Below are 20,947 nucleotides of genomic sequence, written 5' to 3' on the forward strand. Positions count from 1 at the left end.
TCAGTTTGCGCTCGTTCGAACGGCAAACTATGCATTAAAACAATATACTTATTTTCTTTTTGCCGTTTGCTGATCGGCTAAGGCCTGCATTTCTTTTACGCGGGGCAGCAATTGACTGGCTGGATAATCGCGCACAAATTCGTTCAGGGCCTGTCGATAGGGGTCTGCTCCCTGTACTTTACCCACTAAAATAACCCGTAGAAGCGCTAGTTTGTCTTCCAGTTGCGTACCAGCCAGCGTACTCAGCGCCGTTTCAGCTCTGGCTAGTGCTTCCGTCGTATTGTTGGCTTTGTACAGTTCATAAATCTCGGCATAAAGTTTCTGAGCCTGCGCTTCGCTATTGCTGCTTTGGGTGGCGGTACGGCCTGTTAACCGGGCGTACGATGTATTGGGGTATTCAGCCAGTAGTTTCTCCTTCCAGTTCGACGTTTTACCCAACTGTTCGTTCGAGAGGTGCAGGAGGTAATAGACTTCAGGTTTCTGGAGCGTAGCCGGGTACCGGGTCAGGAGCTGCTCAAACGTCGGAATCGCATCGGCTGGTTGATTTAGCTGAAACTTGTACAGCTTGCCTAACTTGTACAGCGCATTTTCGATACGTTGGTTAGCTCGTGCCTGCTCTTCTTTGGAGAACGGAATTTTGGCCAGCAGCGCGTCTTTCTGCGTCTTTCGATTGTCAGCTGGCCCATTGGTTCCAGGAACAGCGTTTACGGGTCCCTGTGGCAGTAATGGAGCGTTTGGATTAATGCTATTCGCTGCGGATCCACCATTAAGCGGACTGTTTACGTTTGCTACAGCATCGGACGCTTCTTTGTTGCTACGTCGCCAATTATCCTCCAGCGGCCGATTCCCCCAGCGAACCGTAAACTCCTGACGTCCCTGGCTTAGGGCCGTTGGGTTGTATAACACCCAGCGTTCATTGGGCGCCAGGTTCGAGTTTGTGGCCCCAGCCATGGCGTTGAAATTACCATTGGATGCCCGTTCAACAATCTGTTGAGCCAGAGCTGCCTGAGCTTTGTCTTCTTTTTCACGCTGTTCAATAACTTTGTCGAGGGCTTTATCGAGCGCAGCCGGATTCATCTGGGCCAGTGTGAGCAAACTGTCGTCGGTACGGATGGTCGTTTTGTAGTTGACAAACTCATCCAGCGTTTTTTTTCGGGTCAGCAGCGACGCGTATTCGGGTGATTGCTGAGGCAGTAAGGCCAGCGCGCTGTCGTAATAGACTTTTGCCTTGGCGTAATCGGTTTTCTTCTCGAAATACAGCCGACCAATTTCCAGATACGTATACGGAACCTGGGTTGTATTTGAACCAGCCGCCCGAATCGACTGACTATAGTATTCGATGGCTTTGTCAGTACGTCCGCTGCGGGCTTCGAGCAGACCCATCGTGAAATATACCTTATCTTTTAAGTCAACATTCTTCCGGTCGTTCAGCAGGTTTTCGAACGTCTCCGCCGACTGAGCGATCCGTTTCTGGTCGCCGGTGAGGCCGTTGCTCTGAATCGCAAACAGGTTAGCGTAGAACGTCTGATCGTACGTAGGATTCGATTTCAATACTTGCCGATACTGGTCTACTGCTTTTGTCGGCTGACCGATCAGGTCGTAAAGCTGACCGGCAATAAGATGCAGGCGGGCTGTAGTTTCGCCTTTTTTCAGCAACGGAAAGGTCGCTTCCAGGATACCAACGGCCACTACGTACTCACCTTTCCGCTCGTGCAGATACGCTTTCGTCAGGTAATAATCGCGGGTATTCGCTTTGTTGAGCGGCTGGGTACGTAGGTACTCCGCTACGTTCAGGGCATTGGTGTAGTCGCTCGCTTCCACATACGCACGCATCAGACCCACCAGGGCTGTATGTTTATCATGGTCATCCGTGCCTTTTGTGTTTACGTACTTAAACACTTCGATGGCATTGGGCAGATCCTGCTTCAGCAAACGGGCTTTACCAATCAGGTTGTACGCGTTGTCGAGCCATTTGCTGTTCTGGTGTCGTTCGGGAATAAGCGATGCTTTTTTTATGGCATCGTCCAGTTGAGGTTTAACCGGTTGAGCAAGCAGGGAATCTACCGGCAACAGTATAGGCAGTAATTGGTTATAATTTTCCTGTCTCGTTGTAAACAGAACCTGCTCGGCCCCTTCAACCTGGTCACGGGCAATGATGTAGGCGTTGAAGTGGGCGGTAAGATTATGATACCCTTTGCTGATGGGCCTGGTGCTGTATTGCGAACACGAAACCAGCCCGCTGGTCAGTGCAGCAAAGACCGCTAGGAAACAAAACGGGCAGTAACGGAAATAACGGGACATTCTAATTGCACACGTGTTCACTCGTATTAAAACGTTCCGGGCCGAGGCAGTTATATAGAACGTTAGGCCAAATTAACGAATTTTGCCTTGTATATTTTACTGACTCTCCTAATTCTATGGAAAACAACCCCGATTCTTCACCTAGTAACCGTCCGGAAAAACCGACCGGAGACAGGCCGCTGAAACAGGTAACCGAAAAAACAACGTCGTTTGCTCAATACAGCGGTATCGCGTTTCAGATGCTGGGTACGATTGGATTAGGCGTGTACGTCGGCCTGAAATTAGACGAATGGCAGCAGAACCGTCGGCCAATCTGGACGATTATCCTGTCACTCACTGCCATTGGCGCGTCGTTGTATCTCTTCATTCGCCAGCTTACCCGAAAAGGCTGATTGTAAAAGGACTCAGTACAAAAATCGAACCAGGCGTTCCGCCTTGCTTTTATGCTTCGAATGATTCTGTTTACGATCGCTCTGGCGATTGTATTTTTTATAGCCGAACGGTATACGGTAACGCCCTGGTTACATCCCCAATGGAAAGTGCTTTTATTGTTTTTTGCCACGATCTCGTTTCTGACGCATCGGTTGATCGGAACTGGTTTACAGGGCAATCGCGAACGTTTTGTGCCCCTGGCGCTGGCAGCGACCATTGCCCGGCTCGTACTGGGTCTGGTCTTTGTCGGCTTCTTTTTATTTCAGGGCATTGACCAGCGCCGGACCTTCGTTTTGGATTTTCTTGTTCTGTATATATTCTACACGGGCTTTGAGATGTGGGGGCTTACTCGTAAATTGCGCCAAAATTCGTAAAACGATCAGTAACGTCAGATGATGCGTTCGATTATTAATAAATTTATTTTGGCTTTAGCGCTCGTAATGGGCTCATTGTCATTAGGATTGGCCCAGGAGCATGGGCATGAGGGCGAAGCGCCCGAGAAGAAAGAAGGCTTTAATGTGGGGGAGATGATCATGCACCACATTAAGGATGAACACGGCTGGGAGCTAGCCCACGGTGTTACGATTCCTCTTTCTGTAATTTTGTATTCGCAGGATCGCGGCCTTGAAGTCTTTTCGTCGTCGCGGCTGGCTCATGAGCAGGTTTACAACGGCTACAAGCAGGAACACGGCAAAATCCACCGGGTAGATGAAGCTGGTAAGGAGGATCATGAAGCCAAGTTCTACAACTTCTCGATCACAAAGAATGTGGCGTCGTTGCTATTGAGCGCCATCATTCTGCTTTCAATATTTCCAGCGGTTAGCCGTAGCTACGCAAAAAACAAAGGGAAAGCTCCCAAAGGGCTACAGTCATTCCTTGAGCCGATTATTCTGTTTGTGCGTGACGAGATTGCCAAGCCGAGCATCGGTCCTAAATACGGCCGATACCTGCCGTATCTGCTTACCTTGTTTTTCTTTATCCTGGTCAACAACCTGCTGGGACTACTGCCTGGAGCCGCTAACCTGACGGGTAACATTGCCGTTACGCTGGTACTGGCCGTTATTACGTTCCTTATCGTTACGTTCAGCGGCAACAAGCACTATTGGATGCACATCATCAAGCCAACGGGTGTTCCCTGGTTCGTGTTACCGATTATGATTCCCGTTGAGATCGTAGGTGTGTTCATGAAACCGATCTCGCTGATGGTCCGGTTGTTCGCCAATATCACAGCCGGTCACATTATCATTCTGAGCTTACTGGGGCTGATCTTTATGGCTAATGCATTAGGTGGTACAACCACAAGTATCGCCATCAGTCCAGTTGTGTTGTTCTTTACGTTGTTCTTAAACCTGATCGAATTGCTGGTAGCTTTCCTTCAGGCGTTCATCTTCACCTTGCTGACGGCCATGTACATTGGCAGTGCAGTTGAAGACCACCATGAGGCTGATCATGGAATCGGCTACGAAACAACCTCTGAACTGGGGTAATTAAGTAGATCAGCCGATCAGTTTAGAGATACCGGGTGTTTGACTGGTATCTGTTGAAAACTGGTCCTTTACGTTGCAATCTTTTGTTGTTTCACTAATAAATCTGTTTGAATCTCATGTTCGCAATGTTGTTTGCTCTGCTGTTGGAGGCTACTGGTAGTGTATCGGTAATGGGTGCTGCTGTTGGCGCTGGTTTAGCAGCTATCGGTGCTGGTTTAGGTATTGGTCGGATTGGTGGCAGTGCTATGGAAGGTATTGCTCGTCAGCCAGAAGCGGCTGGTCGTATCCAAACCGCCATGCTGATCATCGCGGCTCTGATCGAGGCCGTGGCTCTGTTCGCAGCTGTTATTTGTCTGCTGGTTGCAACGGCCTAATTTAGCTGGCCAGCAGTAACTGATTTTGAGTAGGCTGGTTCATTAGGAACTGGCATCCCTGCTCCGCTAATTTCCAGAAAACGTTCGCTTGTTTGGGGTTGCCGACAAGCGAACGTTTCCTAACAAAAGATTGACGCGGTTTATGACAGTTTCATGAACCTCACTTAGAAAAATCCGAAATCACAAATCATACATTTACAATGGATCTGCTTACTCCCGATCTTGGTTTATTGTTCTGGCAGGCAATCGTATTCCTCGGTCTGTTTCTGATTCTCCGCACCTTCGCCTGGAAACCCATTACCGAAAGCTTAAATGAGCGTGAGAACAACATTCAGAGCGCCCTTGACCTTGCTGAAAAGACCCGCGCTGAAATGACGGCTCTGAAAGCTGATAACGAAAAACTGCTGGCCCAGGCTCGCAGTGAGCGCGAAGCGATTCTGCGCGGAGCTAAAGAAACCGCCGATAAGATGGTGGCTGATTCCCGCGAAAAAGCGGCCGCTGAAGGCCAGCGTATGCTGGAGCAGGCGCGTGAATCCATGCAAAACGAACGTCAGGCCCTGGTTATGCAGATGAAGAAAGAAGTTGTTACTCTTTCGCTCGATATTGCTGAGAAAGTTCTGCGTAAAGAACTGGCCGATAAGGCTGCTCAGGAGAAACTGGTAACGGATCTGGTCGCTAACTCACGTTTAAACTAACCCGCTATGGCCGTTGCTACAGTTGCAGCCCGATACGCTAAATCGCTTTTGGATTTGGCCCAGGAGCAGGGCATCACGGAGACGATGTACAAAGACATGCTGTTCTTCAAAAACACAGTGGCGCAGAGTCGGCCGCTGATGTTGATGCTGAAGAACCCCATCGTTCGGGCCGAAAAGAAAAGCGCGGTGATTAAGGCTGTCTTCTCTAACCGGGTCAATCCGGTGACGATGGCATTCTTCCAAATCATCGCCAAGAAAAATCGTGAGGGCATCATGGATGCTATTGCTGATGAATTCATCAATCAATATGATCGCTTGAAAGGCGTTGAACGGGCAACTGTGATTACGACCGTTCCGTTGAGTGATGCGTTGCGCGAAAAATTCAGGGCGATTGTTATGCAGACGACCGGGGGAAAACTGGTTGAACTGGAAGAAAAAATTGATCAAAAACTGATTGGAGGCTACGTACTTCGGGTCGGTGATCGGCAGATTGATGGGTCTATCCGCAATCAGTTGAACGAGCTTCGCCTGCAGTTTCTTAACTAAGCATACTCGTTATAAAGCAAAAGCGCACGGACTGCAAAGTTGGTGCGCTTTTACTTTGCGGGAGGCTTGAAGTGCTTACCACCACTTCTCATAACCGGCCGCTGGTTTCCAGGTTGATCTTGGCTCAAAATGCTGCCACAGAATAGCCGCTACGTTACGTAATAAAGCAAAGCCTTCGTTCGAGCGCTCCCAACTTTCGTCCTGTTGATTTTTTGTCATTACGCAGTACACATATTCGCCGTGTGGCGCGTGAACGAGTACCACTTCCGAACGAGCCTGATTTACGGCTCCATTTTTGCAGGCTGTTTTTATAGCAGGCGGTATTTGTGCTAACCCATCATTATCCCAGTATTGCCGTCCTAGATTACGGTACATTTCCTCACTGGCGTCAGGACTTACAGCACGGCCCTGGCGAATATAGGTTAACAGTTCAGCCATTTCACGGGGAGTTGTCTGGCCCCATCCGTATTGCTTGCGATTCGTTTCACGACCCGGCGTGCGGGAGTTAACGCGGGTCTGGTGAAACCCATTCGCGTCAAGCCATTGGTTTATCGTAATTCCCCCGCCTGCCAGCGCCTGACACCATAAGCTGCCGGTGTTATCGCTCACAGTTTCCATGAGCATAACTACCTCGCTAAGCGGAATTTTGGCCCCGTCCTTCAACGATCCGACAATGCCGTCGTCGTAATGCAGCGAATCCTTATAAACTAGTTCCTGGCCGTACTTCAGAGCCCCCTGATGAATTTTGTCGAACAGGCCACACTGAATTGGAATCTTGATCGTACTTGCCGTTGGAAAGAGCGTATCAGCGTTAATAGCCACAGTACGTCCGGTCTTGAGATTATGCACATAAATGCCGACGTCGCCCCTGAAGCCGGTTATTGCAGCTCGTAATTTGCGGTCCAGAGTTGCATCGGTTCGGCGAGAAACGGTCGACTGGCCGAGTGCCAAGGCAAAGTTTGCTAAAACGAAAAGGCAGAGAAACGTAAAACGCATCAGTATTGAATGGGCTTGACTAGTTTAAAATGAGTTTGATTGAACAACGCCTGTTCATAAAAGCGAACGGTATCCTGACGCTTCTGATTGGTGGTAACCTCAAGGTTAACAAAGCCTTCCTGATGGGCCAGCGCGTCGAGAGCAGTCAGAAGTTGACGCCCTATTTTCTGGTTGCGGTATTCTTCTTTGACAAAGCATTCCTGAATTTCGCCTACTTTGCCACAGTGATGCAAAAGATATTGAACGTGGCAACTCACAAAAGCAATCACTTCTCCAGCTTGCTCCGCCACCAGATAATGAACTGATGGGTTTGTTAGGTTGTGGCGAAAAATCGCTCGGAACCTGGTCAGATCCAGCGTCATTTCTTCCAATTCGCACAGAAACGTGTAAATGACGGATGCATCCTGCCAGCGTGCAGCCCGGATTATAAGCGTGTTAAGAGTAGATTGGGTAGACACGTTAGATGATAAGCTTACATTTGAGGTGATTACGAAGTAGCTAAGATCGACATTAGTTTGGTTCTACTCTCTTTCCGTATGGCTAAACTATTTCCAATCACTCGTAAAGCGTCAGACGTCATTCGTAAAGCGTCAGACGTCATTCGTAAAGCGTCAGACGTCATTGTTGATTTAATATTTTTAAAGCAGAATACGGTTAATTGCATTTACAAGCGACAACTGTTATTAATTTATCTTTAGCATGAGCCCTTGAGCTATAAGTCAGTTAGCCATAGGCCTATCACACAGCAGGTAATATATAGTGTTTTTGTCAGTGCAACTCACCCTATTCTGCACACACAAAATAAATCCGTAGCTTGTCGTATAAAAATACTTCTAAAATATGTTCTATAGATGCAATTGGTATATATGTTGTATTACCTTTACTAATACGTATCTAACCGTAATTTTTGTTCTTAGCATGAACGCACTCTCCGGATTTGCGCAATCACGTAATGCGAACAAATCCACTCTTAACCCGCCAGCAATACCGTTGCTGACAATTGACCCCTACACAAGTATTTGGTCATTTGGAGAACAGCTCAACGGCGGACCCACCCGGCACTGGACGGGGCAGCCCCAGCAGCTTAACGGTCTGATTCGCGTCGATGGGAAAACCTTCCGATTTATGGGTAATCCCTCTTTCGCAGGCGAAACCATCGTACCTTCTGCCCAAAAACAGGCTTATCAAGCTCGCTACGTAACAGATACACCTGCTTCAGGCGATTGGGCAAGCGCCGAATTTGACGATAGCCATTGGGCCGTTGGGCAAGGGTCGTTTGGTAGTCGGGATATAGACCATACGAAGTGGACAACCTCAGACATATATATCCGTCGGACGATCGTACTTGACAAAGTACCCGACGGGCCGCTCCTGGTTAATGCGATCCAGAACGACAATTACGAGTTGTTTATCAATGGTCAGCGCATTACGAAAGCGAGCGGAGTCACATCCGAATACCGCTTAATGCCCACGAATCGTAAGGCATCGGAGGTGTTACGTCCTGGTAAAAACGTAATCGCCTTTCATAGTCAGAACTTTGCCGGACCGGGTTTTGTCGATATAGAGCTGCTGGAAGAGCGCCTGCTGAACTACAAAGCCGCTACGCAAACGAGTCGGCGCATGACGGCTACCCAATCCGAGTTTGTTTTCACGGCCGCCGGTGTTGAGCTAACCGTTACGTTCATGGCTCCGCTGCTGATGAATAATCTGGATGTCCTATCGCGGCCCGTGCAGTACGTAACGTATCGTGTTCGGTCGACAGATGGTAAGACGCATGATGTGCAACTGTATACTGATGCTTCTGCCGAGCTGGCTGTAAATACGCCTAACCAGCTTGTGACCTGGAAACGAGGTCGGGTAGGCCAGCCTAAAGGATCTAAACTGGATTATATGCGGGTTGGTACCGTCGAGCAGAAAGTGTTAGGTCAGAAGGGGGACGATGTCCGCATTGACTGGGGCCACTTTTACGTTGCCTCCGCTGTTGAACCGGGTACCAGTCGCCGAATCGGGACATTGGCTAGCTCGTTGAACCAGTTTGAGCGGGAAGGTCGCGTTACCGATATGCATGAGCGAATGCCCCGTCTGGTAAACGACAGTACTCCGGTATTAGCAACGAGTATGGCGCTCGGGCCTGTAGACGCGAAAGGGACTGAGCGGTACCTGTTACTGGGTTACGATGATGTTAAGTCCGTTGAGTATTTTGGACAGCCGCTGAACGCCTGGTGGCGTCGGTATAACAACGCAACGATTGAGCAGGCTCTGTTGGATGCGGCAGCTGACTATAGTCAATTAAAAACGCAATGCAATACATTCGACGAGCAACTGTATTCCGATGCGCTTCGGGCAGGTGGGCCGACCTACGCCAATTTATGCGTACTGGCGTATCGGCAGGCCATCGCGGCTCATAAACTAGTGGCAGGACCACAGGGCGAAGCGTTCTTTTTCTCGAAAGAAAATTTCTCGAATGGTTCTATTGGTACCGTCGACGTTACGTATCCATCGGCCCCCTTGTTTTTGCTTTACAACCCCCTGCTGCTGAAGGGCATGATGGAGCCGATTTTTCAGTATTCTGAAAGTGGACGATGGACTAAGCCCTTTGCTGCCCACGATGTCGGTACGTATCCACTGGCCAACGGGCAAACCTATGGCGAGGATATGCCCGTAGAAGAGTGTGGAAATATGCTCATCCTGACGGCGGCCATTGCGGCCGTAGAAGGAAACCCGAACTACGCCCGAAAGCATTGGCAAACTTTAACGACATGGACTGATTACCTGATCCAGAATGGATTTGATCCAACGAATCAGCTCTGTACGGATGACTTTGCAGGGCACATTGCCCGAAATGCGAACCTGTCCGTTAAAGCCATCATGGGAATTGCTAGTTACGGGTATCTGGCGGGGCGAATGGGCGATAACGCTCGCGAGCAGGAGTACACTGATCTGGCTCGCGATCTGGCTCGTAAGTGGATGAAACTGGCTAGCGACGGAACGGGCGATCATTATTTCCTGACATTCGAGAACCCAGGCACCTGGAGCCAGAAGTATAACCTGGTTTGGGATAAACTACTCGGTTTAGACATTTTCCCGAAAGAGGTTGCGCAGAAAGAAATAGCGTATTACCTCACCAAACAGCAATCATTTGGATTGCCCCTTGACAGTCGGAAAACGTATACGAAGTCCGACTGGATCATCTGGACGGCCACACTGGCTGATGGGCAGGAAGAATTCGAGGCCTTAATCGCACCCGTACTGAAGTTTGCCAACGAAAGCCCCGACCGCGTGCCCCTCAACGATTGGCACGAGACGACGGATGGTACAAAAGTTGGTTTTCAGGCTCGGTCAGTGGTCGGCGGCTATTTTATAAAAATGCTTCAGAAAAAAATGCATAAATAACGTAGAAAGCGTCCAATAGAAAGGGCGTGTACGTAATGTACATGCCCTTTCTATTAGGGGTACTGGTCAAGTGCATTTGACGCTGTGACACGAACTCAATTAATAATCCTGTAGTCTGTCGGATTCAACTATATGTTTACCGATCAGATTCTGCTGAGCGGTTTGTAGCATCGCATTAGCTACTTTGTCGGCATCGATCCCCTTATATTCGGCAGGAATTAATGGATTTAATATCCGCATAGCCCCTTCGGCCAACCGTTCGCCCAAGCGCGGTTCCTTACGGTTTCCGAGCAGGAGAGAAGGCCTGAAAATGAGTAGAGTAGGATAATTTAAAGCCGCAAGATCTCTCTCGACTTGCCCTTTTACTTGGTTGTAGAAGAAAGCCGATTTTGGGTCGGCGCCCATAGCCGTTACAATCGAAAATTGTGAAGCACCATTAGCCAGCCCCAGCCGAGCAATATCCAGCGGATATTGATAATCTACTTTCTGAAAAGCCTGTTTCGAACCTGCTTTCCGCATGGTGGTTCCCAGACAGCAAAAAATGTCATCGGCTTGCGTTAACAATCCATTTGGTTGATCAAAATCGAACTGAACTTCCTGTAGGCGCGGGTGTTGCCAATTCAACGACTTGCGAACCAGAACTTTAACTTTTTCATAAATAGGCGAATCGACCAGTCGATGGGTCAGCAGATTGCCAATTAACCCCGTTGCACCAAGTACCAAGGCTGTCTTATAGGTAGGAGTATTCATGCCAAAAAGCGTATTTGCGCTAATTTAGTCGCTTACCCCACAAACCAAGCTGCTCAACTGCGAAATCTATTCTACGCCTTTTTAGTCTGCTTTCTTTACTTAGGATGCTGAAACAACATTACATATACGAACAGAGGCAGTTAGCGTATGAAGTAATGAAACAATGTATATTTATAAATCAGGCGTAATTCAGTTGATACTATACTGTTTATAAACACAGAAGCCGAATGAATTCATTGGTAATGAACCCATTCGGACTTCCGTACTCCCGACTTTCCAATCAGTAACTTACTTAGTTGGCATTTTGTATCACCACTTGGGTGTTGTTGTTACCCACTTGAGTGTACGAGAACACCAGGTTAGACGACGAGTTGCCGTTCTGAATCAGCGTCAGACGGTTGTTGTAGCCGTTCTGGGAGGCAATGTCGTTACCACCACCTTGACCCTTAACGACGTTGTTGTTACCGTTCTGGGTGATGTCAGCAAAGTTGTTGTTGCCTTGTTGGAGGAACCGCGTTACGTTGCCTGTGCCGTTCTGAGTCAACGTAATGAAGTTGTCGTTGGACGAGGCTATATCCGTTGCCCGGCCTTGTTGGAGGAAGGCGATGTTGTTCGACCCATTAATTTGATTGATGATAGCCTGGTTACCGAAGGCACTCACCCCGTCAGCATTAGAACCAGTGAACTGTAGGATAGTCGCTGCGTTACCGCTACCCGTTGAGCTTTGGTTGATTTCTGCCCGAGCCCGGATCGAACCCGATGACTGGATGATTAAGCCAAATGAACCGGAACCGGCTGATTGATTGATAGTACCGGTATTAAAGCGGCCTTGCTGAGCAACAACTGCATTATGGCCTACTCCTCCTGACTGAGTGATGCTACCGGTGTTATCGTTGGATAACTGACCGATTGTGAAGGCTTGTCCGCCGATGTCAGTGAGGGCAATGATGTTACCAGCCGCATCGGCAACCTCGGTTTGACCCTGGCTGATGCGTGCATTGAGAGCGTTACCAACAGTCTGATTGATGGTAGCCGTATTCCGGTTAGTCTGCAATATCTGCCCTGTATTGGTGCTGGTATAACCCTGATCGATACGAGCATTGCTATTGGTAACAGTAGTGGCCTGAGTAATAGTAGCTGTGTTAGATCGGCCATTGCTCTCTCCATTCAGGCCAACATCTACCGAATTTTGTAGGATGAAGGCGAAGTTGTTAGGCCCACCCTGAGAAATAGTAGCGCGATCTCCGCTTGAGTAAGAACCAGCGCCAACACCTTGATTGATAAAGGCTTGTGAAGCCTGGCTAGTCGAGATTTGGGTAATGCTAGCTTGTCCTAGATCGCTAGCTCCGTTATAGCCCTGCTGAATAAAAGCCAGACTACTCTTCCCTGCCTGGCTAACGCTGGCAGCACTTCCATTGTCCGACCCTGTAATTCCATAAGCCTGAGTGATGGTAGCCTGGTTCTCAATGTTGGATTGAGTAATGGTGGCCGAACTACCTATTGCTTCGCCCGATGCTACACCTTGAAAAATATTAGCCGTGTTAGCAACTGCCGACTGGTTGATGCTGGCTATAGCCCCGTCTGCGCGTCCAACTGATCCATCTACTGTAGCTCCCTGTAGTATGGTAGCGTCTACATTACTGGCTAGTTGGGTTATAGTGGCGATGCTATTGACTGATTCGCCGACGGTCGAACCCAGACTGATATCGCCAGCGGTAGTAGGTCCCTGGGTGATGTTAGCGAAGACGTTTGTAACGGCAGTGCCTACTATATTCTGGCCTGAGTAACCCTGAAAGATGTAACCCCGGTTATTAACTGAGCCATTGCTTTGGCTGAGCGAGGCTTCATTGCCCGTGCCATTCTGATAAATCTCAGAGCCGTTTCGACGGCTATTGTTATCCTGAGTTAACAAAGCGATATTGGCGTTACCTGCTTGTAGGATACCGGCAAAGTTGCCATCAGCGGCCGACGAGCCGATGGTGGCCGATCCTGATACGCCACCACCACTCAAGCCTAGTGAACCACCGGTCTGGCTGATGTTAGCCAGGTTGTCAGGACCGCCAATCTGGCTGATACCCGCCCGGTTGCCTTGAGAACCTCTGTTTTGAGTAATGTTTGCTTCGTTTGGACCGGCGTTGGTTGGCACACCCTGAAAGGTGATAGCATAGTTACCATAGTTAGTATCACCTTGCTGTTGCTGCCGAATGACACCAGTTTGGTTCTCGCCATTCCGGACCTGCTCAGCATATTGCTGCACGCCGTTCTGAAAAATCTGGGCGTAGGATGCGGCTGCAAAGGCCATCAACGCTACGCTGGTTAGGATTACTTTTTTCATGAAAGTAAATTAATTGACAGAGTAAACAAGAAAAGTAAAACGCTACTTGATTCTAACTTAACTGAGCAAAGTAAGATTTGAAATGTGAGTAAGGCATACTGCCGACCTACTAAGCAGTTGTTAGGTCGACAGTATGTCTGCAAGGTTACTCACAGTTAAGGAGTTAAGCAACTTAAAATAGTTATTAGTTAACAAGTAACTTTATAATTTATTTAGTGGCCTAATATAAGCTATTGCTTGATGAGCTTGTGTTGCAGAGTGTGCTGTGCAGTCTGGGCTTGCAGCAGGTACAGACCCGCTGGCTGCTGACTCAGGTCCCACTCCACCACCTGCTCACCCTCGGCCTGCTGCCACTGCTGACTCCGCACCGGGCGACCCTGGCTGTCCCGCAGATCAAGCTGTAAGCGTTGGCCGGCGGCTCCCTTCACCACTGCTTTCAGATGCCCATCAACTAAGGGGTTACCCAGCAGGGTCAGGCCTAATCCTGCTTCGGCTAGGGTTTCCACAGCCAGTTCTCGAGCCCGGCAGCTGGCATCCACCGTCAGCCGGTAAGGACCATAGATGGTGATGGTACCCGATCGCTCAGTCACCTTCAGATAGAAGTTACCCTGGGTGTTGCTCTGGGCGTTGATCAAGGTCAGGCTGGAGGTGGCTGTGCCCCGGAAAAGCTGGGGGGTTTCCATGAGCTTGGGAGTAGTCAGGCTGTTCTTGTACCACTCATACTTGACTGGATCACCGCTTACAGCCACACTAATGACGGCGGTTCCACCCCGGCAGACGGTGGGGTTGTTACCTCCGGTAACGGTGGTGGAGGCAGTGCCTGAGCAGCCGTTGAGAGTAGCGGTAACAGAGTAGATGCCGGGGGTAGTGACCGTAGCGATCGGGCCATTGCCCTGCTGGTTAGCCCCAGTGCTGAAGCTGTAGCTAGTGCCTCCGGTAGCCGTGAGAGTCACAGGAGTATTGGTGAACGAGAGCGGACCACTGTTCATGAGAGTAGGAGAAACTACTTGCTTAATCTCCACGCTCTGCTCGGTGAAACCCGAACAGCCGTTGGTGGTCACCATGTAGCGGACCGTGTGAGTACCCACGCTCAAACTGGCCGGCGTAAAGCTGGTCGCCGTCTGACCATCAACGGTGAAGACCCCGCCCTCGGTGGGTGTGCCTGCTAGGGTGACGGCCTGGGCATCCTTGCAGTAAGCACTGACCAGGCCGGTGATGGTGGGAGTAGGCAGGGCCTTGATCTCGACCGTCTGCTCAGTAAATCCTGAGCAGCCGTTTGTGGTCACCGTGTAGCGGACCGTGTGAGTACCCACGCTCAAACTGGCCGGCGTAAGGCTGGTCGCTGTCTGACCATCGATGGTGAACACACCGACTTCCGAAGGGGTACCCGTTAAGGTGACTGCCTGAGCATCCTTACAATAGGCATTGGCTAGGCCAGCGGTGATAGTCGGAGTAGGTAGTGCCTTGATCTCGACCGTCTGCCGGGCGGTGGCCGAACAACCGTTAGTCGTCACCCGGTAACGGACTGTGTGGTTACCCACACTTAAACTGACAGGGCTAAACAGCGTAGCTGTCTCTCCGTCAATAGTGAACACCCCGCCTTCGGTGGGCGTGCCCGTTAGGGTTACCGCCTGAGCATCCTTGCAGTAAGCACTGGCCAGCCCCGTAATCTCTGGGGTGGGCAGTGCTTTGATCTCGACTGTCTGCTCGGCAAAGCCCGTACAGCCACTGTTGTTGGTGACGGTGTAGCGCACGGTGTGATTGCCCACGCTTAAGCTGGCGGGGTCAAGCTGAGTGGCCGTCTGGCCGTCGATGGTGAACGTTCCCCCGGTCGGTGCCCCTGTCAGGCTAACGGGTTGGGCATCCTGACAGTAGGCAGCGGCCAGCCTCCTGATCTCAGGCGTAGGCAGTGCCTTGACCTCGACCGTCTGCCGGGCGGTGGCCGAACAACCGTTAGTCGTCACCCGGTAACGGACTGTGTGGTTACCCACACTTAAACTGACAGGGCTAAACAGCGTAGCTGGCTCACCATCAATAGTGAACACCCCGCCTTCGGTGGGCGTGCCCGTTAGGGTGACTGCCTGAGCATCCTTACAGTAAGCACTGGCCAGCCCCGTAATCTCTGGGGTGGGCAGTGCTTTGATCTCGACTGTCTGCTCGGCAAAGCCCGTACAGCCACTGTTGTTGGTGACGGTGTAGCGCACGGTGTGATTGCCCACGCTTAAGCTGGCGGGGTCAAGCTGGGTGGCTGTCTGACCATCGATGGTGAACGTTCCTCCGGTCGGTGCCCCTGTCAGGCTAACGGGTTGGGCATCCTGACAGTAGGCAGCGGCCAGCCTCCTAATTTCGGGAGTAGGCAGGGCCTTGATCTCGACCGTCTGCTCAGTGAAGCCTATGCAGCCGTTGGTGGTCACCGTGTAGCGGACCGTGTGAGTACCCACGCTTAAGCTGGTGGGGCTAAACAGTGTAGCCGTCTCCTCATCGACGGTGAACACACCACCTTCTGAAGGGCTACCCATCAGGGTAACGGCCTGAGCGTCCTTACAATAGCTACTGGCCAGCCCCGTGATCTCTGGGGTGGGCAGTGCCTTGATCTCGACTGTCTGCTCGGCAAAATCTATACAGCCACTGTTGTTGGTGACAGTGTAGCGCACCGTGTGGTTACCCACGCTTAAGCTGGCGGGGTCAAGCTGAGTGGCGTTGTTACCATCGACGGTGAACGTTCCCCCAGTCGGTACTCCTATCAGGCTAACGGGTTGGGCATCCTGACAGTAGGCGCTGGCCAGGTTGGTGATGGTGGGGGTGGGCAGGGCGTTAACCGTGACTCCTACGGTGCCTGAAGCTGAACCAGCAGTCGTCGCAACAGTTAACGTGAACGTCTGCAACCCCGAGCCGCTGGCGGTCAAATTTTGATTAAAATTAGTGCCTGACGAACTGCTGATGGTTTGACTCGTGCCTGCTGCGTTAGTAAGTGTATAATTATACGTACCAGTTGTATTGCCAACGGTGGCAGTAAAGGTAATAGACTGACCCGCACAGATAGGGTTGGGACTAGCCGAAAGACCGCTTAGAGTAGGGGCAACTACTAAAGGAAGAAACTTTTGGACGCGATTATTTTGCGTATCGGCTACATAAACGTTACCTGCTGCATCTACATATACTCCATTCGGGTTATTTAGTTGATTAGCTCCAGAACCACTTTGAGTGCCAGTGCTACCGCCCCCCGCTACGGTGGTTCCCGAAGTGGCCGAAGTCGAGTTGGGACCGAAGTTCTGAATGCGGTTATTATTTGCATCGGCAACGTAAAGATTACCTGTTGCATCTATATATACTCCTCTAGGATTATTTAGTCGATTGGCTGCAGCTCCACTCTGATTGGTACTACTCCCGGCTACAGTAGTGCCGGAAGTGCCCGAAGTCGAGTTAGCAGAAAATTTCTGGATGCGGTTGTTATTTGCATCAGCAACATAAACGTTCCCTCCGTACCCATATAACCCACTTGGATAAGATAATTGATTGGCTGCACTGCCGCTGCTGCCTGTAATCCCTGCTATGGTTGTGGCCGAAGTGCCAACAGTCGAGTTGGGTGGGAATTTTTGTATACGATGGTTGTTATAATCAGCTACATAAATATTGCCTGCTGCATCTACATATACTCCTCTTGGGCCATTTAGCCGATTGGCTGCGTTACCGTTCTGATTAGTATTGCTTCCCGCAACAGTAGTACCAGAAGTGGCACCTGATGCCCATTTCTGAATTCGATTGTTAGCGTAATCGGCTACATATATGTTACCCGATCCATCTACATACACACCTGTAGGAGCTGCAAGCCGTTCAGCTTCAAAGCCATAATTGGAGTTTCCAGCTACAATAGTGCCAGTAGTGGCTGCCGTAGAATTTGAAGGGAACTTCCGAATGCGGTTATTGTACTGATCAACCACAAAAATGTTACCTGATGCATCCACAGATACGCCTGTCGGTTGATTAAGCTGATTAGCTGCCACCGTTACTCCGTTGGGTGCTTGAGCCATTATATTTACTGATAGTGTCATGCACAGCAACCATGCAAGAAGGAGCTGCCAGTGTTTGTGGATAGTCCGTAGGCGACTAAGTAAGCGTAAGAACGAACCAAGTTTATCAGTTAGATTGGACTCTGATAGAAATCGGTCATCGCCAGGAACAAGCTGGCGACGTAGCGAAGAAAGAGGTGCGGAGTAAACGTTTGAATGCATTAAATTGAAGTTTAATTATGAAACTAAATAATAAAATAGGTAACAAAATAATAGGTAATTACTGAAATTTACTGTTTTTGAAAATTTGACTAACCATTTACTAAACAAGTCTTTATCTTATTGAGGAACAAGTGCAAGGTAAGTACAATGTAACAAGCGTCCTATATGTAATTCAAGGTATTTTTATAAATTTTTGCTGATAAATTATATTGATTTCGACTGTAACTCTATCTTTAAATCAACTCATACTTTCGTTTTTACACCCATGCTTCGTTTTCTTCTCATAGCAGGTTGGCTGCTCAATGTCTCCGGTTCTATTCAGGCTCAGTCCACGCCGTACCCAACTATCGGTCAGGTTATACGGCTTGATCCACGACTTGATCAGCTTATTCCTGAAGATGCCAAAATTGAGGTGCTGGCCAGCGGGTTCGTCTGGTCCGAAGGGCCAGTATGGGTTAAGAATGGTCGATACCTTTTGTTTTCGGACGTACCGCAGAACACCATTTATAAATGGACCGAAAAAGAAGGCGTTACTCCTTTTTTGAAGCCCTCGGGCTACACGGGTCTAGGAGCGTATGGGGGCGAACCAGGTTCCAATGGCCTGACCCTCGACCAGCAAGGGCGGCTCATTGCCTGCGAACACGGTGACCGGCGGGTATCAGCTATGCCTTTAGACGGTAGTGGCGGCAAGCGCACCCTGGCGGATCGTTATAATGGCAAGCGTTTTAACAGCCCGAATGACGTAGTGGCTCATTCTGATGGCAGTTTTTTCTTCACCGATCCGCCCTACGGGATGCAGAAAGGCGAAAACGATACCAACCGAGAGGTGGAAGCCTACGGCGTGTACCGGATTGCGCCCGAACGGGAGGGCAGACCCGGACAGGTGTCGCTTGCCGTAAGTGATCTGACCCGCCCGAACGGCGTAGCACTTTCGCCCGACGAACGCACCCTTTACGTAGCGCAGTCCGACCCGAAGCGGCCCGTTGTGATGGCGTATCCGCTACAAACAGATGGCTCATTAGGTACAGGCCGGGTGGTGTTTGGATCGGATGGCTTGAAGAAGCAGGGCCTCGAAGGTGGCTTCGACGGCATGAAAGTAGATCGGTCCGGCAACTTGTGGGTGACGGGGCCAGGTGGGGTGCTGGTCTTATCGGCAGCAGGTGAGTTTCTGGGACATATCAAAACCGGCGTCGCCACGGCGAACTGCGCCTGGGGTGATGACGGATCTACGCTTTATATCACCGCTGATATGTACCTATGCCGGATCAAAACAAACGCAAAAGGTTGGTGAAAGCCAACGAATAATACGTATTGTACAATGCAGAATTTCTCCGGCATTAGCTGATTTATTATTCATTCGGCATTGTTCATTATCCAGCACTAATGCTCTAACTTTGTAGAGAATACGTAGCTTGTTTATAAGAGTCAGGTCGCATGTTGGAGAATCGGAAGTATGTTATTATCGGTGTTTTTTGCTTGGTTGGGTTAGCCTATCTGGCCCGACTGTTCTACCTGCAGGTGCTGGATGATACGTACTCATTAGGGGCTTCCAAGAACTCGATCAAGCGGGTCGTTGAGATACCGTACCGAGGCCAGATCTACGACCGGAACAACAAATTAATCGTTTACAATACGCCTGTTTACGATTTATACGTAACGCCCAAACAGGTGCGAATTCCGGATACAACCGCGTTTTGCAATATGATGCAGATCACTCGCACCGAGTTCGACAGCATCATGGGGCTGGCTAAAAACTATTCTCCTCTTAAACCATCGTTGTTTCTGCGGCAGCTTTCTAAGGAAGAATTCGCCAGAATTCAGGATGCCCTAGTCGATTACCGTGGGTTTGAGCCGGTGATCAGCTCCATGCGTACGTATCCGGCGCATACGATGTCAAATGCGCTGGGATACGTCAGCGAAATCAGCAAAAAACAGCTCGAAGAACAGGAGATTTCCTACTACCGGCAGGGCGATTACATCGGTCACAATGGCCTGGAAGAGCAGTACGAAGAGCAGTTGCGTGGTAGGCGGGGAGTCAAGTTCATGATGCAGAACGTGCGGGGGGTTAACAAAGGCTCCTGGAAAAACGGGGCTTATGATACGGCGGCTGTAGCCGGACAGAACCTGATTACGGGCATCGACGTAGAGGTGCAGCGGTATGCCGATAGCCTGATGATGAATAAGGTTGGTGCCGTAGTCGCTGTGGAACCGGCAACGGGCGAAATTCTGGTGTCGGTGTCGGCACCCACGTATGACCCAAACCAGCTATCGAGCCGCTTCTTCTCCAAGAACTACCGGGACCTGGTCAAGAATCCCTACAAGCCGCTCATCAACCGGCCGATTATGGCGAGTTACCGCCCCGGTTCAACGTTTAAACTGATTCAGGCGCTGATTGCCCAGCAGCAGGGATCGCTGTTTCCAAATACGGTATACGGTCACGGCGGGTCGCCTATGCGCTGCCACTGCCACGGAGGCAACAACCTGCGGGGAGCGGTGCAATACTCCTGCAATCCTTATTTCTACAACGTATTTCGCAAATTCATTTACCATAACGGAATTTCCAATACGTTCCGGGCGTCGGCTGTAGGCTTACAGCAGTGGCACGATATGGTTGAGAAGTTTGGCATTGGCCAGAAACTCGGTGTTGATCTGCCGAGTGAATTGAAAGGGAACCTGCCCACGGTGAATTATTACGACAAAGTATACAAAGGCGAACTGCGGTGGAAGTTTTCCAACGTCTATTCATTAAGCATCGGCGAAGGTGAATTACTGATCAGTCCGCTCAAACTGGTAAATCTGGCGGCTACCATCGCCAACCGGGGCTGGTACATACCGCCCCATTACATTAGAGGCTTTGGTAAGCCCGGAGCTGGCCTTCCGGCCGAATACCGCGAACGCCATGATACCGGTATTGATTACAAATATTACCTGCCCATTATCGACGGGATGCGGGGAGCGGTGGCGCATGGTACTGTAACGGCTCTGGCGAATATTCCGGGAATTGATCTATGCGGCAAAACCGGTACGTCGCAGAACGCCAAATTTGGTCATAAGTTTGACCACTCGATCTTTATTGGCTTCGCGCCGATGAATAACCCTAAAATTGCCGTGGCTGTATTTGTCGAAAATGCGGGCTGGGGCGGGGTAGCTGCGGCATCGGTAGCTGCTCTGGTGGCCGAACGCTATCTGAAACGAAAAACAGAGGCAAAGAAACTGGAAGAAAAAGTGCTGGCGTCAAACTACATGCCACCGCTCAGTCAGCTAGCAAAACCTAAACCGGCCCCGGCACCCAAGAAAGATTCGACCCGCAAACCCGTTGCGCCGAAGCCGGAAGCCGCCAAACCGCTGATGACAGCAACGAAACCCAGGTCTGTTTCAACACCGTCGGGCGTAAGCGGAAACTAGG

The 20,947-nt window shown here is 50.1% G+C and carries 15 protein-coding genes; 9 read left to right on the top strand and 6 right to left on the bottom strand.

From position 1 onward, the window contains the following. Positions 1-48: 48 nt before the first annotated feature. Positions 49-2,301 carry a type IX secretion system periplasmic lipoprotein PorW/SprE gene (gene porW / locus ACYVBJ_RS27520; RefSeq protein WP_460985506.1) on the bottom strand — a complete coding sequence of 751 codons (2,253 nt, stop codon included), beginning with the start codon at positions 2,299-2,301 and terminating at the stop codon, positions 49-51. Between the two features lie 116 nt (positions 2,302-2,417). On the opposite strand from porW, the gene ACYVBJ_RS27525 reads away from it, so the two are divergent. The 6 genes from ACYVBJ_RS27525 to atpH all read left to right on the top strand — a co-directional run bounded on the left by ACYVBJ_RS27525 (position 2,418) and on the right by atpH (position 5,835). Next, the gene (locus ACYVBJ_RS27525; protein WP_460985507.1) at positions 2,418-2,693 is read left to right on the top strand and encodes an AtpZ/AtpI family protein; all 276 of its coding nucleotides are present in this window, start codon (positions 2,418-2,420) and stop codon (positions 2,691-2,693) included. 51 nt (positions 2,694-2,744) lie between these two features. After that, positions 2,745-3,107 carry a hypothetical protein gene (locus ACYVBJ_RS27530; RefSeq protein ID WP_460985508.1) on the top strand — a complete coding sequence of 121 codons (363 nt, stop codon included), beginning with the start codon at positions 2,745-2,747 and terminating at the stop codon, positions 3,105-3,107. An 18-nt stretch (positions 3,108-3,125) separates the two neighbouring features. Continuing rightward, complete coding sequence (atpB, locus tag ACYVBJ_RS27535; RefSeq protein WP_460985509.1) at positions 3,126-4,220, top strand: F0F1 ATP synthase subunit A; 1,095 nt, start codon at positions 3,126-3,128, stop codon at positions 4,218-4,220. A 125-nt stretch (positions 4,221-4,345) separates the two neighbouring features. Continuing rightward, complete coding sequence (atpE, locus tag ACYVBJ_RS27540) at positions 4,346-4,594, top strand: ATP synthase F0 subunit C (protein ID WP_394355941.1); 249 nt, start codon at positions 4,346-4,348, stop codon at positions 4,592-4,594. Positions 4,595-4,794: 200 nt separating this feature from the next. Then, complete coding sequence (gene atpF / locus ACYVBJ_RS27545) at positions 4,795-5,289, top strand: F0F1 ATP synthase subunit B (RefSeq protein ID WP_460985510.1); 495 nt, start codon at positions 4,795-4,797, stop codon at positions 5,287-5,289. A gap of 6 nt (positions 5,290-5,295) precedes the next feature. Further along, positions 5,296-5,835, top strand: a complete 540-nt coding sequence (gene atpH, locus ACYVBJ_RS27550) for an ATP synthase F1 subunit delta (RefSeq protein WP_460985511.1) — start codon at positions 5,296-5,298, stop codon at positions 5,833-5,835. A gap of 75 nt (positions 5,836-5,910) precedes the next feature. Here the strand turns inward: atpH and ACYVBJ_RS27555 are convergent, their stop codons facing one another. After that, positions 5,911-6,831, bottom strand: coding sequence for a serine hydrolase (locus ACYVBJ_RS27555; RefSeq protein WP_460985512.1), 921 nt, complete (start codon positions 6,829-6,831; stop codon positions 5,911-5,913). Then, entirely contained in the window at positions 6,831-7,289 is a 459-nt protein-coding gene (locus ACYVBJ_RS27560) for a GNAT family N-acetyltransferase (protein WP_460985513.1), read from the bottom strand. Before ACYVBJ_RS27560 ends, ACYVBJ_RS27555 begins: the two co-directional genes overlap by 1 nt. 460 nt (positions 7,290-7,749) lie before the next feature. Between ACYVBJ_RS27560 and ACYVBJ_RS27565 the strand changes: the two genes are divergently transcribed. Further along, complete coding sequence (locus ACYVBJ_RS27565) at positions 7,750-10,224, top strand: glutaminase family protein (protein WP_460985514.1); 2,475 nt, start codon at positions 7,750-7,752, stop codon at positions 10,222-10,224. Between the two features lie 99 nt (positions 10,225-10,323). Here ACYVBJ_RS27565 and ACYVBJ_RS27570 read toward each other — a convergent pair whose 3' ends face one another. The 3 genes from ACYVBJ_RS27570 to ACYVBJ_RS27580 all read right to left on the bottom strand — a co-directional run bounded on the left by ACYVBJ_RS27570 (position 10,324) and on the right by ACYVBJ_RS27580 (position 17,340). Beyond that, complete coding sequence (locus ACYVBJ_RS27570; protein WP_460985515.1) at positions 10,324-10,974, bottom strand: oxidoreductase; 651 nt, start codon at positions 10,972-10,974, stop codon at positions 10,324-10,326. Positions 10,975-11,266: 292 nt separating this feature from the next. Then, the gene (locus tag ACYVBJ_RS27575) at positions 11,267-13,309 is read right to left on the bottom strand and encodes a beta strand repeat-containing protein (RefSeq protein WP_460985516.1); all 2,043 of its coding nucleotides are present in this window, start codon (positions 13,307-13,309) and stop codon (positions 11,267-11,269) included. Positions 13,310-13,539: 230 nt separating this feature from the next. Beyond that, positions 13,540-17,340, bottom strand: a complete 3,801-nt coding sequence (locus ACYVBJ_RS27580) for a T9SS type A sorting domain-containing protein (RefSeq protein WP_460985517.1) — start codon at positions 17,338-17,340, stop codon at positions 13,540-13,542. 466 nt (positions 17,341-17,806) lie between these two features. Between ACYVBJ_RS27580 and ACYVBJ_RS27585 the strand changes: the two genes are divergently transcribed. Both ACYVBJ_RS27585 and ACYVBJ_RS27590 read left to right on the top strand, forming a co-directional pair. Beyond that, positions 17,807-18,832, top strand: a complete 1,026-nt coding sequence (locus tag ACYVBJ_RS27585; protein ID WP_460985518.1) for an SMP-30/gluconolactonase/LRE family protein — start codon at positions 17,807-17,809, stop codon at positions 18,830-18,832. Between the two features lie 143 nt (positions 18,833-18,975). Further along, positions 18,976-20,946, top strand: coding sequence for a penicillin-binding transpeptidase domain-containing protein (locus ACYVBJ_RS27590; protein ID WP_460985519.1), 1,971 nt, complete (start codon positions 18,976-18,978; stop codon positions 20,944-20,946). The last annotated feature ends 1 nt before the right edge of the window (position 20,947 follow it).

It is taken from the genome of Spirosoma fluminis (assembly GCF_054778895.1).